The organism is Streptomyces sp. CNZ301, from assembly GCF_004217425.1.
Genome location: NZ_SHLG01000001.1, coordinates 1,451,424 through 1,470,519 on the forward strand (window position 1 = coordinate 1,451,424; position 19,096 = coordinate 1,470,519).

Genomic DNA, 19,096 nt, shown 5'->3' on the forward strand with positions numbered 1-19,096 from the left:
AGCCGCCGAGGGCGCCTCTTCTTCTTGACCACAGTGCGAGGTTCGAGGTCCCCGGACGGCCTGACCGATCGGGCACCCAATTCGGTCGCTCTTTCGTGACTGTCGCCAAGTCCAGTCCTGAGTACGGTCGTTCCTGCATCACGGGTACCGGTCTCGACCGCCTCATCCCCACGCTACGGAGAGACATTGGGACATCCGCGCGGCACCGCACGTACCTGGGCGCTCGCGGCCCTCTGTGCGGCCCAGTTCATGTCGATGCTCGACAGCACGGTGGTCAACCTCGCGATGCAGAGCATCCGCAGGGACCTCGACGCCGGGGTGTCAGGGCTCCAGTGGGTCGTCGGTGCATATGTGCTTGCGTTCGCCTGCCTGCTGCTGACCGGCGGCTCGCTCGGCGACCGGTACGGCCGCAAGCGGATGTTCCTGTCGGGCCTGACGGTCTTCACCGGCGGCTCCCTGCTGTGCGCGGCAGCGCAGTCCCTGCCGACTCTGGTGCTGGGCAGAGTCGTTCAGGGCCTCGGCGCGGCACTGTTCGTGCCGACCACGCTCGCCGTACTCACCCATCTCTTCCCCGAGCCGAGGGAACGGGCCCGCGCCATCGGCGTCTGGGCCGGCGTCTCGGCCCTGGCCCTGCCTCTCGGTCCGCTCCTCGGCGGCCTCCTGGTGGACGGCTTCGGCTGGCCGAGCGTGTTCCTCGTCAACGGGCCGGTCGGCCTCGCCGCGCTGGCGGTCTCGTACCGGGCGCTGCCCGAGACGCCGGTGACGCGGAGACCGGTGGACCTGCCGGGTCAGGTGCTGGGGATCTGCTGGCTCGGGGGCGTGACCTACGCACTGATCGAGGCGGAGCAGGAGGGCTGGGGCTCGCCCCGTATCGCGGCGCTGCTCGCGCTGGCGGTGGCGGCGCTGGCGCTGTTCCTCGTCGCGGAGAAGCGCGCCGCTCATCCCATGGTCCCCCTCGGGCTGTTCCGCAGCAGGCGCTTCGCCGCCTGCAACGGCGTGCTGTTCGCCGTCGCCTTCGGCCTGCTCAGCTCATTCCTCTTCCTGTCGCTCTTCCTTCAGCAGGTGCAGGGGTACACCCCGGCGGAGGCCGGACTGCGCATGCTGCCGCTGCTGCTGCCGGCCGCCGCGGCGGCCCCGGTGGCCGGCCGGCTGGCGGGGCGGTACGGCCCCGTACTGCCTATGACCTGCGGGCTGGTGATGGCGGGCGGTGCGCTGCTGGCGCTGTCCGCAGCGGACGCCGCCACCCCTTACGCCCGGTGGTGGCCGGTGCTGCTGCCGCTGGGAGCGGGCGTCGGGATGACGGTGACGCCGACCAACGCCGCACTGATGGCGAGCGTCGAGCAGGCCAAGGCGGGAATCGCCTCCGCCACGTCCATCGCGAGCCAGCAGGTGGGCAACGTGCTCGGCATCGCGGTCGTCGGCGCCGTGGTCACCATGGGCTTCTCCGCCTCGCTGACGGAACGGGCCGCTCAGCTCGAGATGTCCCCGAGGGCCGCGGAGAGGCTGGTGGACGCGGCGGTCGGAAGCAGCCTCGGCGCCGGGTACTCGGAGCACGGCCGTCAGGAGGAGACGATCGACAGTGCCTTCGCCGACGGAATCGGCCGCGGGCTCGTGGTCAGCGGCTCCGCCTATCTCTTCGGCGCCGCGCTGACCCTGGCGTTCGTGCGTGAGCGCAAGGAGCCGCAGCCGTCCGAGGCGGCGCTCGCCGGGAGCTGAGGGTCGCCCGCTCCCGGCCGCCGTGGCCGACGAATTCCATCACGAGGCAACCCGGACGCTGAGCAGCTCAAATACAGGATCATGAATTCCACTCGCGTCCGTGAGCCACGGAATTCGCATTGCAGCCACCTCCAGGTATATACTTTCACAGAGCCGCTCGGAATGACGTGTACAAATTCGACATTCCCCCCGAGTCTGCTAGGCCGTAATCTTTGCAAAATGTTCTGCGGAGTTTGCCCAAGCGAGCTGCCATCCTTGCAGGGCGGGCACGACAACCTTGTCGGACGTGTTCGCTGCCGCGATCCCGCCAGTGACGGGCCACTCGCCACAACGAAGCAAACAGACTGAATCACCCGGGCAGTTGGCAGCATTCTGCCAGATCCTTGCCCTCTCCCCCCTTGTGGCCGGTTGCCGAAATTACGCGTACCTCCCCACTTCACACAAACACTACAACGTGGGAAATCACAGACTCAAAAATTTGCTTGTGAAAAGAATACCGTCGCCCGCAAGGCTGCCGTAAGATGAACATCGAACGAGGTCGGCTTCGGACGGCAAAATTCCACGCCACGCCAGAAACAGGCAGATCCGCTGCACGAAGTCGCGTTCGGAACCTGTTGACCCGCGACACGTTCACCTGGAACGGAATCCTGGGGAGTCCGAATGCCCGACACCGGCAAGCAGAGTTACACGCACACGAGCTCTCGACCGGCCGGACCGCGACTGAGAACCGCCGGCGTCCGCCCGCACGACGAGACCGTGGAGCGAGGCGCCCTCGATCCGGGCGGCCTGCGCGTCTTCGTCGTACATCCGCACCAGATGGTCAGATGCGGGCTGGAAACCATGATGAGCGACCTGGCCCTCGTGGAGCACGTACGCGTCTTCGCCGACGTCGAGACCGCACGGCGGAGGCTGGGGCTCGCGCACCCCGATGTGCTCATCTGCCGGGGTTCCGCCACCGACGACGTACGGGATCTGGCGCTGAGCTGCCAGGAGCAGGGGACCAAGCTGCTGTCGCTGCTGGAGGGCCCCGAGGAGCAGCAACTCGCCCTGGCCTCCGAGGTTCCGGCCGACGGTTTCCTGCTCGCCGCGGACCTGACGGTCGAGTCGCTCGGTGAGTCGCTGACACGGCTGACGAGCGGTGAGATGCCGCTTCCGGCATCGCTTTCCCGTTGGCTGCTTGGGCAGTTAAGGGAGGGGGCGCCGCACCGAGCGGAACGGTCCTACTCGCTGACGCCCCGTGAGAGCGAGACACTGCACCTGCTGTCGAAGGGTCTGAGCAACAAGCAGATCGCGAGATCGCTGCACATCTCGCAGCACGGAGCGAAGCGTCACGTCGCCAACGTCATCGCCAAGCTCAACTGCCCCAACCGGACCCTGGCGGTGGCTCTCGCGCTGCGTGAGGGCCTCATCGAGGACTCGGCCGACGAAGGGATCTGAACGGTGCGCTCCGCTCGGCGCCCGCGATTCTCAAGCGGACGCTGGGGCAAGGGACTTGACGAGGCCACGCGTGGGGCCGCGCATCCGCCGCAGGCGGACGGTCCCGCCGCCGTGCGCTCGTCCGCGGAGTCGCGGTAGGTGTCAACTCAGCGGTTTGTGAGGCTTTCTGACGCATGCATGAGACCGATCGCGGCCCCTTGCGGGCCGCCACCGGGGTCCGGCGCCTTCCACCGGCGCTTACCACCGACATTCCGGTGCTGGTGATGCTGGTGGCCTGCTGGATGCTGGTGCCGGTGGCCTGGGCGCACCTGGCGACGGGGTTCGCCCTCGTCGCCCTGATCCTGCTTCACCTGTGGACCCGGCGAGGGCTGGTCGCCGGACTGTTCCGGGGTGACCGCCGTACCAGAAGGGGCCGTTGGGGCAGGCGGCTGGCGTACGGGTTGTTCCTGCTCGCCGCGATCCTGATGACGGCGTCCGGAGTGATGCGCTGGGCGGGCATGCCGCCCGAGCACACGGCGCACGCGGCCACCAGCACCATGCTGCTGGCCGGTGCCCTGGTCCACATCTGGGCGAGCAGACGTGCCTTGCGGGCCCGGCTGCGGCGTGCCGGCCCGGCGACAGCGAGCGCGAAGGCCACGGCGGGCGCGCGGCGCGACTCGGCCACGACCCGGTGACGGGCGGGCGGCCACGACCCGGTGACGGCTAACAGCCTTGCGGGCTCGCCGGGTTCGGCGGCAACAACCCCGATCAGGTCACCAAGGCACCCCCGGCTCCTGTGCTCGCGGGCCGCTCGGGCAGCGACGAGAACCCCGCCAGTGTGCTCGACGCCCTCAACTGCTCCGTCTTTCGGGCGTGGGCCCGAGTATGCAGCTCGCTCAGGTAGCGGTCTCGGACACCAGAGTTGTCCGCACACCCCCGACGCGGACGGACTCGGCAGCGAGGCGAAGCGACGAGCCCTCGTTCTCCGCCACCACGCTCACCCCGGCCGCAGCCGGGGCCAGTTCGAGAGTGGGTGCCGGGAGTTGCCAGCCGTTCAGCGCGGCCTCCGTGATCTCCTCGCAGACGAGGTGGAAGGTGAGGCTGTAGAACGACTTGGCTTCCCACTCCGGGCGGGGGTGGTCCGGCAGGTCGCCGGTGCTGAGGCCGAGTGTGGCGGAGGTGCCGCGCTCGTCGAGTGCAGGTAGTGGAGCTTGCAGCGGTCCAGCGTGGGGACGGTGGAGTCCGAATGAACGGTCCTGGAAGACCGCCATGTCGTTTCCGTCGGGTGTCCGAAGGTCTCTTCGGTGCAGAAGATCGGCGAGCCGTCGTCGTTGAGGAGTTGCTTGCTGCCCGCGTACTCCGGGCCCGCGGGCGGAGACCCATTCGTACCGACAGCGCGCAACTCCGTGATCGGCAGGCCCAATTCATGTGCCAACGTCTCGTGCGAGGCGAGGGTCACTGATGCCTTGGGATTTCGGCCGTGTTGTCGCGTGAAGCACGGTTCATCCGTGCAGAGTCTGCTCATAAGCAGAGCACTATCGGTCCTGCCGCTGCACTTTCCTCTAACGTTAAACAGGTCTGCGGACTGTGCACCGTGGTCGGCGCACGAACAGTGCCGCGGGGGAACGCGACACAGCGGATCCGTTGAGGAGGCCGAGGGTGGCAGCGCCAACGTGCTCAACATGCGGGGCACTTATCCGGATCGACGGCACATCGCCCTGTCCGTGCGTGCTCACGGCGGCGGCAGAAGTCGATCGGGCCTTCGAGACGTTCCAATACAAGTGGAATCCCCTCCCGTCCAAGTCCGCCAAGGCCACCGCACCGCCTGCACCTGCCTCGGACGGCACAGGCGGCTCGCGTCCGGGCCGACGGGGCAAGAACGTTCTCATGGCCATCGCAGCGGCCGCGGCGTTCGGGACAGTGGCATTCAGCGTGCAATCGTTGAACGACGGTGGAACGAAAGACGAGAGCAGCGGCACCCCGTCCCTCTTGCTTCCACCCGGCCTGGGCAGCCCTGACCCGGGTGATGCGACCGGCGAACGCCCACCCGCTGGGGACGCCGATGGTTCCTCGCCGGCTGACTGGCCGGACCAAGTCAGTGACGATGACGGTGGGTTGCACCCCAATATGCCTCCCCCCAAGCAGCACAACGATGACCCCCCGCCTCCGCCCCCGCCCAACGACGGCGGAGGCATCCCGCCCATCGACGACGGCGGAGGCGGCGCCCCGCCCAACGACGACGGCGGAGGCGGCGCCCCACCCAACGACGACGGCGGAGGCGGCGCCCCACCCAACGACGACGGCGGAGGCGGCGCCCCACCCAACGACGACGGCGGAGGCGGCGCCCCACCCAACGACGACGGCGGAGGCGGCGCCCCACCCAACGACGACGGCGGAGGCGGCGCCCCACCCAACGACGACGGCGGAGGCGGCGCCCCACCCAACGACGACGGCGGAGGCGGCGCCCCACCCAACGACGACGGCGGCAGCTCTTCGAACAAGGGCCACGGATTGGACAGGCTGCTGGGCAAAGTCGGTGGCATGCTCGACGGTGGCGGCCGCGGCCACCAAGGCGGTGGTCACCAGGGCGGAGGCGGCCACCAAGCCGGAGGTCCCCAAGCCGGAAGCGGCCACCAAGCCGGAGGTCCCCAAGCCGGAAGCGGCCACCAAGCCGGAGGTCCCCAAGCCGGAAGCGGCCACCAAGCCGGAGGTCCCCAAGCCGGAAGCGGCCACCAAGCCGGAGGTCCCCAAGCCGGAAGCGGCCACCAAGCCGGAAGCGGCCACCAAGCCGGAGGTCCCCAAGCCGGAAGCGGCCACCAAGCCGGAGGTCCCCAAGCCGGAAGCGGCCACCAAGCCGGAGGTCCCCAAGCCGGAAGCGGCCACCAAGCCGGAGGTCACCAAGCCGGAAGCGGCCACCAAGCCGGAGGTCCCCAAGCCGGAAGCGGCCACCAAGCCGGAGGTCCCCAAGCCGGAAGCGGCCACCAAGCCGGAGGTCCCCAAGCCGGAAGCGGCCACCGCTAGGGCCGGTTGCGAAAGTTGATCCGACCTAGATGATCACGAGCGGCGCGAAGGGACTTGGGGGCACGGGAACCCGGGCTTCACGCTGAGGACCTACCCACCCGCTTCTCATGCCGAACAGCCAGGCACGCACACGGCGGGCCGTCGACAAGGCGTTCAGGAGCACAACCGCCGCCGGCAAGCCGGAGACCACGTAGCTCAACGCTCCTCGCAGAAACGGCCGTGGGCCGCACCTCCCAGAGCGGGAAGTGCGGCCCACGGCCCGTGTACGGCCCAGGAGAGCAAATGAATGCTCTGACCTGCGGCGTTTCTAGATGTCGAAGTACAGCTCGAACTCGTGCGGGTGCGGCCGCAGTTGCATCGGGGCGATCTCGTTCTCGCGCTTGTACTCGATCCACGTGTCGATCAGGTCGGCCGTGAAGACACCGCCCGCCTGCAGGTACTCGTTGTCCGCCTCCAGGGCCTCAAGGACCGCGGGGAGGGAGGTGGGAACCTGCGGGACGCCCGCGTGCTCCTCGGGGGCGAGCTCGTAGAGGTCCTTGTCGATCGGCTCGGCCGGCTCGATCTTGTTCTTGACGCCGTCGAGGCCCGCCATCAGCAGCGCCGAGAAGGCCAGGTACGGGTTCGAGGACGGGTCGGGCGCGCGGAACTCGACGCGCTTGGCCTTCGGGTTGGAGCCCGTGATCGGGATGCGCATCGCGGCGGAGCGGTTGCGCTGCGAGTAGACCAGGTTGACCGGCGCCTCGAAGCCCGGGACGAGGCGGTGGTAGGAGTTCACCGTCGGGTTGGTGAACGCCAGCAGCGACGGGGCGTGCTTGAGGATGCCGCCGATGTAGTAGCGGGCGGTGTCGGACAGGCCCGCGTAGCCCTGCTCGTCGTAGAAGAGCGGCGAACCGTCGTTCCACAGCGACTGGTGCACGTGCATGCCGGAGCCGTTGTCACCGAAGATCGGCTTGGGCATGAACGTGGCGGTCTTGCCGTTGCGCCAAGCGGTGTTCTTCACGATGTACTTGAAGAGCATCAGGTCGTCGGCGGCGGCGAGCAGCGTGTTGAACTTGTAGTTGATCTCGGCCTGTCCGGCGGTGCCCACCTCGTGGTGCTGGCGCTCGACCTTGAGGCCGGCCTTGTTCAGCTCGCTGCTGATCTCGGCACGCAGGTCGGCGAAGTGGTCGACGGGCGGGGCCGGGAAGTAGCCGCCCTTGTAGCGGACCTTGTAGCCACGGTTGCCGCCGTCCTCGATGGTGCCGGTGTTCCAGGCACCCGCCTCGGAGTCGATGTGGTAATAGCCGGCGTTGGCCTTGGTCTCGAAGCGGACATCGTCGAAGACGTAGAACTCCGCCTCGGGGCCGAAGAAGGCGGTGTCGGCGATGCCGGAGGAGGCGAGGTAGGCCTCGGCCTTCTTCGCCACGTTCCGCGGGTCACGGCTGTACTGCTCGCCGGTGATCGGGTCGTGGATGAAGAAGTTGATGTTGAGGTGCTTCTGCGCGCGGAAGGGGTCCACCCGGGCCGTGCTCAGGTCGGGGACGAGCGCCATGTCCGACTCGTGGATTGCCTGGAAGCCGCGGATCGAGGAACCGTCGAACATCAGGTTCTCGTCCGGGTCGAAGGACTCGGCCGGGACCGTGAAGTGCTGCATGATGCCAGGCAGGTCGCAGAACCGGACGTCGATGAACTCCACGTCGTTGTCGGCGATGTATTTCTTGGCCTCGGCGGCGTTCTGGAACATCCATCCTCCTAGTCCCGCCGCGGAGGGACGGGAATTGCTGGTACGCAGGCCAGTGCGGTGGCACGCGCTGGGCCCGACCATAGGCAGACGCGATTTCTCAAGCGTGACCCGTCTGTTTCGCTGATGTTAACCACTGCCCTGCCGATACCCGATGACCTGCGCACGAGGTCTTTCACCCCTCACGGTACGGTTGCCGTGTGAACAACAGGGACGCGATCGGCTCATGGCTCTCGGGTCCTCGTGCCGCCGCCGAGGACATGGGCGCGGATTTCGGGCACCGTGGTGAACGGCTGGGTCTGCCCGCCGAGGGGCCGCGTTCCGTCGCGCCGGTCGGGCGCCGACTGGGCGCGCTGTTCATCGACTGGGCGCTCTCCGTGCTGATCGCCTACGGGCTGTTCGCGGGCGGCGACCTGCACAGCGCGAACAACTGGGCGCTGGCGGTGTTCCTCGTGCTGAGCCTGCTGACGGTCGGAACCGTCGGCAGCACCCCCGGCAAGCGGCTCCTGAGGCTGCGCGTGGTGGCCGTGGACGGGCTGGAACGGCTGGTCCTGTGGCGGGTGGCGGTCCGTACGGCTCTGCTGGGCCTGGCCGTGCCGGCGCTGATCTGGGACAGGGACGGGCGCGGCCTGCACGACAGGCTCTCCGGCGCGGTTCAGGTAAGGGTGTAGGACAGACTCTCCGGCGCGGTTCAGGTAAGGGTGCAGAGGCCGGCTGGGCGGTCACGCCCGGCACTCCGGCGCCGCTTCACCTGCCCGTCGGCACACATGTCCCAGGTCGGCCTGCATGGGCCGAGGCCGGGCACGCACACGGCCGGGCAGGCACACGTCAGAAGGTCCGGCCCGGGAGATCGTTCCCGGGCCGGACCTGTGCGTATGCGATGCGCGAACGTACCGGCGGACGTGCCGCCCGGGGTTCAGCGGCCGCCCTGGCCCCGCGGCATCCGCATGCCCTTCGGCATCGGACCCTTCGGGATCGGCATGTTGCTCATCAGGTCGCCCATCGCGCGCAGCCGGTCGTTGACCTGCGTGGTCTGGGGGCCGGTGAGCACCCGCGGCAGCTTCAGCAGCTTGGTGCGCAGCTTCTTCAGCTCCACCTGGCCCTCGGCCTCGCCGACGACGAAGTCGTGCACGGGGACGTCGGAGACGACGCGTGCCATGCGCTTCTTCTCGGACGCCAGCAACGAGCGGAGCCGGTTCGGGTTGCCCTCGGCCACGAGGACGATGCCCGCACGGCCCACGGCCCGGTGGACGACGTCCTGGCTGCGGTTCATCGCGACGGCCGGCGTGACGGTCCAGCCGCGCCCGATGTTCTCCAGCACGGCCGCCGCGGCACCCGGCTGTCCTTCCATCTGGCCGAAGGCCGCCCGCTCGGCCCGGCGCCCGAAGATGATCGCCATCGCGAGCAGGGCCAGCATCACGCCCAGGATGCCCGCGTAGACCGGGTGCCCGATCAGGAAGCCGATGGCGAGGAGTACACCGAAGGTGACAAGCCCCACACCGGCAAGAATCAGGCCGATCTTCCGGTCGGCACGCCGGGTCATCTTGTACGTCAGAGCGATCTGCTTGAGCCGCCCAGGGTTGTTCTCGGAGTCTTCCTTCCTCGCCATGCGGGGAAGTTTACGTGGCGGCCGGCCTCCGGTCGGCCGCGGCCTCCAGTACCCGCTCGGCCTCGGTACGCGCGACGGCTCGGCGGCGGTTCTCCAGGACCGCCGCCCAGGCGTTCCGGCGCGCTGTCGCATGGCCCCTGCGCATCAGAAGGTTCTCGACGCTCTCCAGCGCGCGCAGTGTGGTCCGCAAGGCGGTTCCCTCCGTGATCTCACGTAGCTGCCGTGAACTGTAAGTACAGCCATCGTCACCGTTAGGTGTTACCAGCGGATGACCAGCGGGTCAAAGGCTGTGAACGCCGATGCGGCCAACGTCACGCCGCAGTCAAGGCGGTTCGTGCGCCGGTGCGGTCCGTGCGGGCGGTGCCCCCGTCACGCCGCCCGCGCGTCGCGTGCCTCGACGGCCTGCTTGTACAGGCGGCCCGCACGGTACGAGGAGCGCACCAGCGGCCCGGACATGACGCCCGCGAAGCCGATCTCCTCGGCCTCCTGCTGGAGTTCGACGAACTCCTGCGGCTTCACCCAGCGCTCGACGGGGTGATGGCGTGCGGAGGGCCTCAAGTACTGGGTGATCGTGATGAGTTCGCAACCGGCTCCGTGCAGGTCGCGCAGCGCCTCGCTGACCTCGTCGCGCGTCTCGCCCATGCCGAGGATGAGGTTGGACTTGGTGACCAGACCGTCCTCGCGGGCGCGGGTGATCACTTCCAGGGAGCGCTCGTAGCGGAACGCGGGGCGGATGCGCTTGAAGATGCGGGGCACGGTCTCGACGTTGTGGGCGAGCACCTCGGGACGCGAGGAGAAGACCTCCGCGAGCTGCTCCGGTACCGCGTTGAAGTCGGGGATGAGCAGCTCGACCCCGGTGTCGGGCATCAACTCGTGGATCTGGCGCACCGTTTCGGCGTAGAGCCAGGCACCGCCGTCGTCGAGGTCGTCGCGGGCGACGCCGGTGATCGTCGCGTAGCGCAGCTCCATCTGCTGGACGGACTCGGCGACGCGGCGCGGCTCGTCCCGGTCGAGCTCGGCCGGCCTGCCGGTGTCGATCTGGCAGAAGTCGCAGCGGCGCGTGCACTGTTCGCCACCGATGAGGAACGTGGCCTCCCGGTCCTCCCAGCATTCGAAGATGTTGGGGCAGCCGGCCTCCTGGCACACCGTGTGCAGGCCCTCGCGCTTGACCAGGTCCTGCAGAGCGTTGTACTCGGGCCCCATCTTGGCCCGGGTCTTGATCCACTCGGGCTTGCGCTCGATGGGGGTCTGGCTGTTGCGGACTTCAAGGCGGAGCATTTTGCGACCGTCGGGTGCGACAGCGGACACGTCCGGCTCCCTACGTACTTTCGATTCCTCGGCGAACTTCAGGGTACGCCCATCGCTCCGGTGACTCCCACCGCCGGGTGGCCTCACAGACGCAGGGCGCACTCACAGCCGTGGCAGTGGGAGGTACCGAGGGGGCGGGTGCGGCAGTGACAGGTGCGGACGGGCGGGTGCGGCAGCGGGCTCACACGGCACGGGGCAGCGGCTCCGACGACTCCAGGACCTCGCTCAGGTGCTTCTCCATGACGGGCAGCACATCCGTCACGGGAACGTCGCGGCCCAGTTCGTCCGAGAGCGACGTCACGCCCGCGTCGCGGATGCCGCAGGGGACGATGCGGTCGAACCAGGTGTTGTCGGGGTCGCAGTTGAGCGCGAAGCCGTGCATGGTCACGCCCTTCGCGACGCGGACTCCGATCGCGCCGATCTTGCGGTCCTCGCCGCGCTGGCCCGCGTTGGAGGGCGCGTACTCGGGGCCGCGCAGCCGCGGGTCGTACTCGTCGTCGTCACCGGGCTCCGGGTCGAAGTCCAGGGAGAGACCGCCGAGTTCGTCGCCGGAGCGGCCGGCCGTGCCGGAGGTGTCGCCGAGCACCCACGCGCCGCTGCGGCCCTCGATCCGCGTGGTCTCCAGGCCGAAGTCGGCACAGGTGCGGATCATGGCCTCTTCCAGCCGGCGCACGTGCGCGATCACGTCCACCGGGCGGGGCAGCTTCAGGATGGGGTAGCCGACGAGCTGCCCCGGGCCGTGCCAGGTGATCTTCCCGCCGCGGTCGACGTCGACGACGGGAGTGCCGTCGACGGGCCGTTCGCCGGGCTCCGTGCGGCGGCCCGCCGTGAAGACCGGAGTGTGCTCGAGGAGCAGGCAGGTGTCGGGAATCTCCTCCGCGAAACGCGCCGCGTGCACACGGCGCTGCTCCTGCCATGCCTCTTCGTAGTCCACGGCCTCGGCGCCGAACCCAAGACGGACAAAGCGCAGCTCGTTCACGGCTCCTCCAATGTCGTACCGGCCCGTGCCGGGTCGGCCGGTCCGTGCGGGGCGGGCCGTGGAGCCCGGTCCCACAGAAAACTCTACGGCTGCGGCGGCCCTTTGCGGCAGCCGGGCACCTCCTCACACGTATGGATGAAAAGGACAGCGAAGGGTGCGAGCCGCACCCGCAGGACGGCTAAGTTCGCGCCGTTCCGCAGGGTGCCACGGCGCCTGCAGCAAGCCGTAGCTCAGGAGCCCGTAAAGCTGATGACCACCGAACGTTCCGTGGACTCCTCCGCCCAGTCCTCCCCCTCCTCCTCCCCTTCCCCCTCCGCCTTCTCCTCGTCGCCGTCCTCTCCACCGTCGTCGTCGGCGCAGTCCCAGGGGCAGTCCTCGGCCCAGCGCGTCCCCAACCGCCAGCTCGCCGCACTCATCGCGGAGGCCGGCTTCTCCAATGCCGGACTGGCCCGGCGCGTGGACCAGTTGGGGCTGGAGCACGGCCTCGATCTGCGTTACGACAAGACCTCCGTGACGCGGTGGCTGCGCGGTCAGCAGCCTCGCGGCACGACGCCCGCGCTGATCGCGGAGGTCTTCACCCGCCGGCTCGGCAGACGGCTGTCCGCGCAGGACCTGGGCCTGGACGCCTGCGCCCCGGTCTACGCGGGGCTGGAGTTCGCGGCGACGCCCTCCGAGGCCGTGGACATCGTCAGCGGGCTGTGGCGCAAGGACTCGGGAAGCCACGCGGAGCTGCGCAAGATCGCGTTCACACCGGCCGGGCTGGTCGTCCCCAGCCGTGACTGGCTCATCGGGCGCCCCGACGAGCGGGTGGCCAGGGGCGTGGACCCCGACGCCGGGCCGGGAGCGGGCGCGGACGGCGCCGGCGGTCTGCACGGCCGGCCCCATGCTGCGGGAGTCGCGGCACGGCAGGGCGTCGGCGCCACACGGGTGCCCTCGCCCCGCGGGACCGGGCCCGTGCCGGCCGGAACCCGCACGGCCCCGGGTGCCGCCGCGGCGGCGGGTGCGGCGGCACGCGCGGCGGCCGTCGCCGGTGCGGCGCGGTCCGAGCGGCCCGACCGGACGGAGCGGGGTCCCGGCCAGCGCGTGTCCGTCGGAGACGTCAACGCGCTGCGCTCCGTCGGCGAACTCTTCCGCGCCCTCGACCACGCATACGGCGGCGGCCACGCGCGGCAGGCCCTGGTGCGGTACCTGGAGCACGAGGCGGAGCCGATGCTCCGCGGCGTGTACGGGGAGCAGCTGGGGCGGCGGCTCTTCGGCGCCGCCGCCGACCTGACGCGTCTCGCTGGCTGGACGTCGTACGACATCGCGGCGCACGGCCTGGCCCAGCGCTACTTCGTGCAGGCGCTGCGGCTGGCGCAGGCGGCGGGCGACCGCGCCTACGGCAGCTATGTGCTGGTGACGATGAGCAGGCAGGCGGTGTATCTGGGGCACGGCCGGGAGGCGGTGCAGCTGGCGAGGGTCGCCCAGCAGGGCGTCGGGAGTGCCGCCCCGCCGCTGGTGCAGGCGCTGCTGCACGCGGCGGAGGCCCGCGGGCACGGCGTGCTGGGCGAGGTGCGTGCCTGCACGTCCTCACTGGCGCGGGCCGAACGGGCGCTGGAGGCGGCCAAGACCGGGGAGGAGGTGCCCCCGTGGGCGCGCGTCTTCGACGAGGCACAGCTGGCGGACGAGAGCGGGCACTGCCACCGGGACCTCCAGCAGTACAGGGCGGCGGCGCAGCACGCGGAGCGCTCCCTTCAGCTGCGCGGCACGGGATTTGCGCGCAGCCGCCTCTTCTGCCGGATGGTGCTGGCGACGGCGCGGCTGGGGCTCGGCGAGGTCGAGCAGGCGTGTGCTCTGGCGGCGGAGGCGGCACAGCAGGCGGCGGACATGCGGTCGGTGCGTGCGCACGAGTACGTACGGGACTTCGAGCGGCGGCTGGAGCCCTACCGGGACGCGGCGCCGGTGCGGGGGTACCGCGAGCGGGTTGCGGCGCTGAACTGACCGGCCTCGCACGGGAGTTCCCGCACGGGGTTGCCGTCCGGGAGTCCCCCTCGCGGCCGTTCCCTGACAGGCACGTCGCCGGGCGGCTGCGGAATCCGCACGGGAGTGCGGCCGGGCGGCTGCGGGACCCGCACCGGAGTGCGGCCGGGCGGCTGCGGAACCCGCACCGGAGTGCCGACGGGCGGATAGGGAGGCATGGGGCCTGAGGCACGGCGGCGACGGACGCGGCCGGGGCCCCCGCTCCGCTCATTCGGCCGCCCCTGTCATTCGCCGGTGCGGCCGTCGATGTGCTCCCGTATGAGGTCGGCGTGGCCGTTGTGCCGTGCGTACTCGTCCGTCATGTAGACGAACAGGGCGCGCAGGTCCATGAGTTGACCATTCGGGCGGCGGAAGGAGGCATCCAGCGGGCGTTCCGCGGCGGCAGCGCGGGCCGCCGCGACCTCCCGGTGGTAGATCTCGAAGTCGCCGGGGGCGCTCTCGGCGGTGCCGTCCTCGAAGTCCCCCTCCATGTTGTCGTCCGTGAAGAAGATCCACGGCAGAGCGCTCTCGCCGGCGAGGTGGTTGCGGAACCACCAGCGTTCGACCCCGGCCAGGTGCCGGGCCAGGCCCAGCAGGGACAGCGTGGAGCGGCCGACGGGCCGCCGCACGAGCTGCTCGCCGGTCAGGCCGCCGCACTTGTACAGGAACGTCGCCCGCCCGTGGTCCAGCGCGGACTCCAGCACGTTCCTCTCATCGCCCGCGTACACCCGCTCGGGACGCTTCACCTCGGGAGTTGTCCAGGTCATGCGCTCACGCTAGGGCGCGCCACCGACAACGGCGCCCGGCCCGCAGCGCCCGGCCGGTACGGCCCGCGCCTTCCGGCCCCTTCCCGCACCGCCCTCAGCCCAGCCGGCGGAGTCCGGCCGCCGTCGGGCCGAAGCCGCAGCGTGCGTAGAACCCTGCCAGGTGCTCCTCGTGGTCGACGTGCAGCCACCGCGCTCCGGCCAGCCGTGCCTCGTCCGCCGCGCACCGTACGAGCCGCACCCCCACTCCCTGCCGCCGCACGGCCGGGTGCACCGTCGTGTCGAGCACGAAGGCGTGCACACCTCCGTCGCCGACGACGTTCACATAGCCCACGAGGTCGTCCCGGCGGAACGCGGCGACCCACAGCAGGCTGCGTTCCAGCCGGGCGCCGAAGTCGGTGTGTTCGTGCGCCGGCCAGGACGCGGCGAAGAGGGCGTTCAGTTCGGCGTCGCGCAGCGGCGGCCTCACCCGGAGCCGCACCGGCGTCGCGGCGGGCCCGGTCACCGGCCGACCGGATCGCAGGGGATCTCCATGGTCACCATCGTCGGGCCGCCGGGCGGGCTGCTGACGGCGAGGATGCCGTCGAACTGGCCCAGGCGCCGCTCGATGCCCGCCATTCCGGAGCCCTTCCGGGGGTCGGCGCCTCCCCGTCCGTCGTCGGTGACGGCGATCCGCAGCATGCCCCCGGCGGCCGCCTCGCTGTAGTGGACGTCGAGCCACACGCGTCCGGCCTGCGCGTGCTTCGCGGCGTTGGTGAGGACCTCGCTGATCGCGAAGTACGCCGCGGACTCGACCGGTTCGGCGAAGCGCCCCTCCAGTTCGACGTCCGCCTCGACCGGAACCTGCATGCGGAGTGCCAGTGCTCTCGCCGCGTCGCCGAGGCCCCGTTCCGCGAGGACCGGCGGGTGGATTCCGCGTACGAGGTCGCGCAGTTCGGTCAGCGCCTCGGCGGAGTTCTCCCGTGTCTGCGCGAGCAGCTTCTTCGCCTGCGCCGGGTCCTTCTCGATGAGGGCTTCGATCGTGCCGAGGCTCATGCCCATGGACACCAGGCGCGCCTGCGCGCCGTCGTGCAGGTCGCGTTCGATGCGGCGCAGTTCGGCGGCGGAGGAGTCGACGGCGTCGTGACGGGTCTCGTAGAGCCGCTCGACGCGCTGTTCCAGCCGCGCACCCCGGCTGGGCGAGATCATGCCCTTGACGATGAGGAAGTGCGCCTTGACGAAGTACGGGTTCGCACTCGTCGCGAGCGCGATCAGCAGCGCGCCGAGGCCCGCGCAGAGGGTGGCCGTGCCGAAGCCCTCGACGGGGATGAAGGCGTACCAGTAGTTGTGCCGAACGGCCCGCCAGACCCCGGCGAAGAGGACGAAGCCCTCCACGCCGTACGCGATGAGCGCGACGGGGAAGAGCGCGGTGACGAAGCCGAGGACGGCGTCCGTCAGCAGCCAGCCCAGGTCCCGCCACGTGGCGGGATCCCGCAGCAGCCTCGTGCAGCGTGCGACGGTGCCGCCGACGCCGTCGGCCGGCGGGAGCGCGCGGTAGGGCGGCCGGACGGTGATGCCCGCCCAGTCGCGGGCGAGTTGGCGTCGCTGGTTGGCGTGCATGCGCACCAGGTGGGTCACCGCGGGCGTCGTGAAGAGGCCGACGCCGAGCACGATGAAGGCGATGGACAGCACACTCGCGATGAACAGCGCCAGCGAGACGCCGAGCGAGAGCACGCACAGCGCCAGTCCCCGCGCCGCCGCCGTCAGAGCATCGCGTACACGTCCGCGCAGTGCCGGTTCGCCCGACCCCGCCCGGGGGACGCCGGTGACGGTCCCCTCCGCCGCTGCTCCTTGATTCACCGCTGCCGCCCCTTCTTCCTGGCCCCCGCCGCTCCCCCGTCGGAATTCGGCGGCGCTCCGCGCGCCGGGCACTGCTCCAGTCTGCTCCGCGCCGGGCCTCGCGGGCAGGGGGACCGGCCCCCCTGCGACGGTGTGGCTGGCTACACCCCCGCGCATGCTGCGCGGCGACCGCAGCTGGTACCTGCCGCGCATTCTGCGCGGGCTGCCCGACCTGTCGCACGGGGAGCCGGCACAGGCCGCGGCTGCGCCCGGAACAGGGGGCCCGACGGACGTCCCCGACCGTCGCGGCCGAGTCCGCCGGTCCGGCGCCGGCCACCCGCTCCCGCTGACACGGGCCGGACGGAACCGGAATGCGTCCCGCCCCTCGCGCCGCCCGCCGCGGGGGCCGGGGCGCGATCCTCGTGCGGCGACCGCGGGGGGGACGCCCCTGCCACGCCGATACCGGACGCCGTTTTCCCGCAGGTCAGAGCGGCTGGCGTGGGCGACTTGCGCAGGTGTCACGGCACCTGGCTCGATCGGCGGGCTTCCCTCATGGGCCGCACCTTCAGCCCGTACGCTGCCCCCATGCCGCACATCACTGTCGACTACTCCGATGCCCTCGCCGAGACGTTCGACCGCCGCGGCTTCGGGCTGGCCCTGCACCCGCTGCTCGCCCGCACCGTGGTCGGTTCCGTCTCGGGCTGCAAGACCAGGTTCCGGCAGATCGACGAGTGCGTGATCGCGGACGGGACGGACGAGGTCGCGATGCTCCACGTCGAGGTGGCGCTGCTGTCCGGGCGCACACCCGAGGCGAAGGCCGAACTCTCCAGGGCCGTCCTCGGGCTCGCCCGCGACCATGTCAAGCCGACGCCGGGCGTCACGCTGCACACCTCCGTCGATGTCTGCGACCTTTCCCGCCGCAGCTTCGCAAGTCACACGGAAGAGGACCACGTATGAAATTCGGACTGCTCGGCACCGGGCCGTGGGCATCCAGCACGCACGGGCCCGCTCTCGCGGCGCACAAGGACGTGGAGTTGACGGGCGTGTGGGGCCGCCGCTCCGAGGCGGCCAGAGAACTCGCCGGTGAACTCGGCACCCGTGCCTACGACGACGTCGACGCTCTGCTGACCGACTGCGACGCCGTAGCCGTCGCGCTTCCCCCCGACGTGCAGGCGCCGCTGGCGGTGCGGGCCGCGGAGGCCGGCTGCCATCTGCTGCTGGACAAGCCCGTCGCCACGACGCCCGTGGCCGCGCGGCAGGTCACCGAGGCGGTGGACGCCGCCGGCGTGGCGTCCGTCGTCTTCTTCACCTTGCGCTTCAGCGAGCCGACCGCCACGTGGATCGGCGAACAAGCCGCAGCGGAGGGATGGCTGACGGGCCGGGCCGACTGGCTCTCTCCCGTCTTCGGCGGCGCCGACTCCCCTTACACGGCGTCGCCGTGGCGCCGGGAGAGAGGAGCCCTGTGGGACGTCGGTCCGCACGCGCTGTCCGTGCTGCTGCCCGTGCTGGGCGATGTGACCGACCTCGGTTCGGTCCGCGCGGGGCGTGGCGTCGGCGACACCGTCCACATGGTCCTCCGGCACGCGGACGGAGCCTCCAGCACCTGCACGCTCAGCCATTCCGTGCCGCCGGCGGCCGGCGGGGTCACCGCCGAGGTCAGGGGTGCCGCCGGTACGGCGGCTCTGCCCCAGCGGGACGAGGCGCCGGTGGACGCGTTCGCGAGGGCCGTGGACGCGCTGGCCGAGTCGGCGCGCACGGGCGTGGGCCACGCCTGTGACGTCCGGTTCGCGCAGCGGGTCACGGAGATCCTCTCGAGCGCGGAGGCGGCCCTCGATCAGTAGCCGTCCGCAGAGCCTGAACGCATCCCGTCCCGGCACGGAGCGGGATGCGTTCAGGCAGGAGCACGCCGCGGGCGTCGCGGACGGCTGGGGCGAGGGGTCCCGTCCGTCCGCGGGCGACCGTCCTCCCCCGGGACCGGGGTCTGCCGGGCCTCGCCCCGGCCGTGCCCCGAGCCGGTAGATTCCGGGAGCGACCCAGCTTTCCGGCCACCGTGGAGACCTTGTGCGCGTCGTCATCGCCGAAGACCTGTTCCTCCTGCGTGACGGCCTGGTGCGCCTGCTGGAGGCGTTCGGATTCGAGATCGCGGCCGCCGTCGACAACGGGCCCGAGCTGAGCAGGGCACTGAAGGAACTGGAGCCCGATGTCGCCGTCGTCGACGTGCGTCTGCCGCCGTCGTTCAGCGACGAGGGGCTGCAGTGCGCGCTGGAGGCGCGGCGCAGACGCCCCGGGCTGCCGGTCCTGGTCCTCTCCCAGCACGTCGAGCAGCTGTATGCGCGGGAGCTGCTCGCGGACGGCACGGGCGGCGTCGGCTATCTGCTCAAGGACCGGGTCTTCGACGCGGACCAGTTCGTCGACGCGGTGCGACGCGTCGCCGCGGGCGGTACGGCGATGGACCCGCAGGTGATCCAGCAGTTGCTCTCCCGGCGCTCGCGGGAGGCGCCCATGGCGAGACTCACGGCCCGGGAGCGGGAAGTGATGGAACTCATGGCGCAGGGCCGCTCCAACACCGCCATCGCCACGCAGCTCGTCGTGACGGAGCGGGCCGTCGCCAAGCACACGTCAAATATTTTCGGGAAGTTGGGGCTTCCGCCCTCCGACGACGACAACCGTCGGGTGCTCGCGGTGCTGGCTTATCTGGACGGGGCCGACCGGGGCTGACCAGTACAACCTGTGCCGCGCCCTCTCGT

At 70.8% G+C, this 19,096-nt stretch carries 18 protein-coding genes; 9 read left to right on the forward strand and 9 right to left on the reverse strand.

Translation table 11 applies throughout. From position 1 onward, the window contains the following. The first annotated feature begins 186 nt into the window (after positions 1-186). The 3 genes from EV375_RS06410 (at position 187) to EV375_RS06420 (ending at position 3,827) form a co-directional block, all read left to right on the forward strand. The gene (locus EV375_RS06410; protein WP_130298586.1) at positions 187-1,716 is read left to right on the forward strand and encodes an MFS transporter; all 1,530 of its coding nucleotides are present in this window, start codon (positions 187-189) and stop codon (positions 1,714-1,716) included. A gap of 660 nt (positions 1,717-2,376) precedes the next feature. Further along, a complete protein-coding gene (locus EV375_RS06415; RefSeq protein ID WP_130298587.1) occupies positions 2,377-3,153 on the forward strand; it encodes a response regulator transcription factor in 777 nt (258 codons plus the stop codon). A 173-nt stretch (positions 3,154-3,326) separates the two neighbouring features. Next, entirely contained in the window at positions 3,327-3,827 is a 501-nt protein-coding gene (locus EV375_RS06420; protein WP_130298588.1) for a hypothetical protein, read from the forward strand. A gap of 201 nt (positions 3,828-4,028) precedes the next feature. Here the strand turns inward: EV375_RS06420 and EV375_RS06425 are convergent, their stop codons facing one another. Further along, positions 4,029-4,403 (reverse strand): Imm50 family immunity protein, encoded by a 375-nt coding sequence (locus EV375_RS06425; protein WP_130298589.1) that lies wholly within the window; start codon positions 4,401-4,403, stop codon positions 4,029-4,031. Between the two features lie 1,265 nt (positions 4,404-5,668). On the opposite strand from EV375_RS06425, the gene EV375_RS06430 reads away from it, so the two are divergent. Further along, on the forward strand, positions 5,669-6,172 hold the full coding sequence (locus EV375_RS06430; RefSeq protein ID WP_130298590.1) for a hypothetical protein: 504 nt from the start codon (positions 5,669-5,671) through the stop codon (positions 6,170-6,172). Between the two features lie 288 nt (positions 6,173-6,460). Here EV375_RS06430 and glnA read toward each other — a convergent pair whose 3' ends face one another. After that, complete coding sequence (glnA, locus tag EV375_RS06435; RefSeq protein ID WP_130298591.1) at positions 6,461-7,876, reverse strand: type I glutamate--ammonia ligase; 1,416 nt, start codon at positions 7,874-7,876, stop codon at positions 6,461-6,463. Between the two features lie 197 nt (positions 7,877-8,073). On the opposite strand from glnA, the gene EV375_RS06440 reads away from it, so the two are divergent. Further along, positions 8,074-8,544, forward strand: coding sequence for an RDD family protein (locus EV375_RS06440; protein WP_130298592.1), 471 nt, complete (start codon positions 8,074-8,076; stop codon positions 8,542-8,544). 245 nt (positions 8,545-8,789) lie between these two features. Here the strand turns inward: EV375_RS06440 and EV375_RS06445 are convergent, their stop codons facing one another. The 4 genes from EV375_RS06445 to lipB form a co-directional block, all read right to left on the reverse strand. Further along, complete coding sequence (locus EV375_RS06445) at positions 8,790-9,482, reverse strand: DUF4191 domain-containing protein (RefSeq protein WP_130298593.1); 693 nt, start codon at positions 9,480-9,482, stop codon at positions 8,790-8,792. Between the two features lie 10 nt (positions 9,483-9,492). Further along, positions 9,493-9,672 carry a hypothetical protein gene (locus EV375_RS06450; protein ID WP_055488545.1) on the reverse strand — a complete coding sequence of 60 codons (180 nt, stop codon included), beginning with the start codon at positions 9,670-9,672 and terminating at the stop codon, positions 9,493-9,495. A 179-nt stretch (positions 9,673-9,851) separates the two neighbouring features. Then, positions 9,852-10,790, reverse strand: coding sequence for a lipoyl synthase (lipA, locus tag EV375_RS06455; RefSeq protein WP_130298594.1), 939 nt, complete (start codon positions 10,788-10,790; stop codon positions 9,852-9,854). Positions 10,791-10,971: 181 nt separating this feature from the next. Continuing rightward, entirely contained in the window at positions 10,972-11,769 is a 798-nt protein-coding gene (gene lipB / locus EV375_RS06460) for a lipoyl(octanoyl) transferase LipB (RefSeq protein ID WP_130298595.1), read from the reverse strand. Positions 11,770-12,018: 249 nt separating this feature from the next. Between lipB and EV375_RS06465 the strand changes: the two genes are divergently transcribed. Beyond that, positions 12,019-13,749 (forward strand): NsdA family TPR-like regulatory protein, encoded by a 1,731-nt coding sequence (locus tag EV375_RS06465; RefSeq protein WP_486588322.1) that lies wholly within the window; start codon positions 12,019-12,021, stop codon positions 13,747-13,749. Between the two features lie 263 nt (positions 13,750-14,012). Here the strand turns inward: EV375_RS06465 and EV375_RS06470 are convergent, their stop codons facing one another. The 3 genes from EV375_RS06470 to EV375_RS06480 form a co-directional block, all read right to left on the reverse strand. Beyond that, positions 14,013-14,534: a DinB family protein gene (locus tag EV375_RS06470; RefSeq protein WP_130298596.1), complete on the reverse strand. Its 522-nt coding sequence runs from the start codon at positions 14,532-14,534 to the stop codon at positions 14,013-14,015. A 94-nt stretch (positions 14,535-14,628) separates the two neighbouring features. Next, complete coding sequence (locus EV375_RS06475; RefSeq protein ID WP_486588323.1) at positions 14,629-15,036, reverse strand: GNAT family N-acetyltransferase; 408 nt, start codon at positions 15,034-15,036, stop codon at positions 14,629-14,631. Continuing rightward, positions 15,033-16,301 carry a sensor histidine kinase gene (locus tag EV375_RS06480; protein WP_486588702.1) on the reverse strand — a complete coding sequence of 423 codons (1,269 nt, stop codon included), beginning with the start codon at positions 16,299-16,301 and terminating at the stop codon, positions 15,033-15,035. The genes EV375_RS06475 and EV375_RS06480 overlap by 4 nt, the downstream gene beginning before the upstream one ends. Before the next feature lie 633 nt (positions 16,302-16,934). Here EV375_RS06480 and EV375_RS06485 point away from each other — a divergent pair. From EV375_RS06485 to EV375_RS06495, 3 genes are all read left to right on the forward strand, one after another. Next, positions 16,935-17,306, forward strand: a complete 372-nt coding sequence (locus EV375_RS06485) for a 5-carboxymethyl-2-hydroxymuconate Delta-isomerase (RefSeq protein WP_055488547.1) — start codon at positions 16,935-16,937, stop codon at positions 17,304-17,306. After that, positions 17,303-18,190: a Gfo/Idh/MocA family protein gene (locus EV375_RS06490; protein ID WP_130298598.1), complete on the forward strand. Its 888-nt coding sequence runs from the start codon at positions 17,303-17,305 to the stop codon at positions 18,188-18,190. The genes EV375_RS06485 and EV375_RS06490 overlap by 4 nt, the downstream gene beginning before the upstream one ends. A 220-nt stretch (positions 18,191-18,410) precedes the next feature. Then, positions 18,411-19,067, forward strand: coding sequence for a response regulator transcription factor (locus EV375_RS06495; RefSeq protein ID WP_130298599.1), 657 nt, complete (start codon positions 18,411-18,413; stop codon positions 19,065-19,067). Positions 19,068-19,096: the final 29 nt, after the last annotated feature.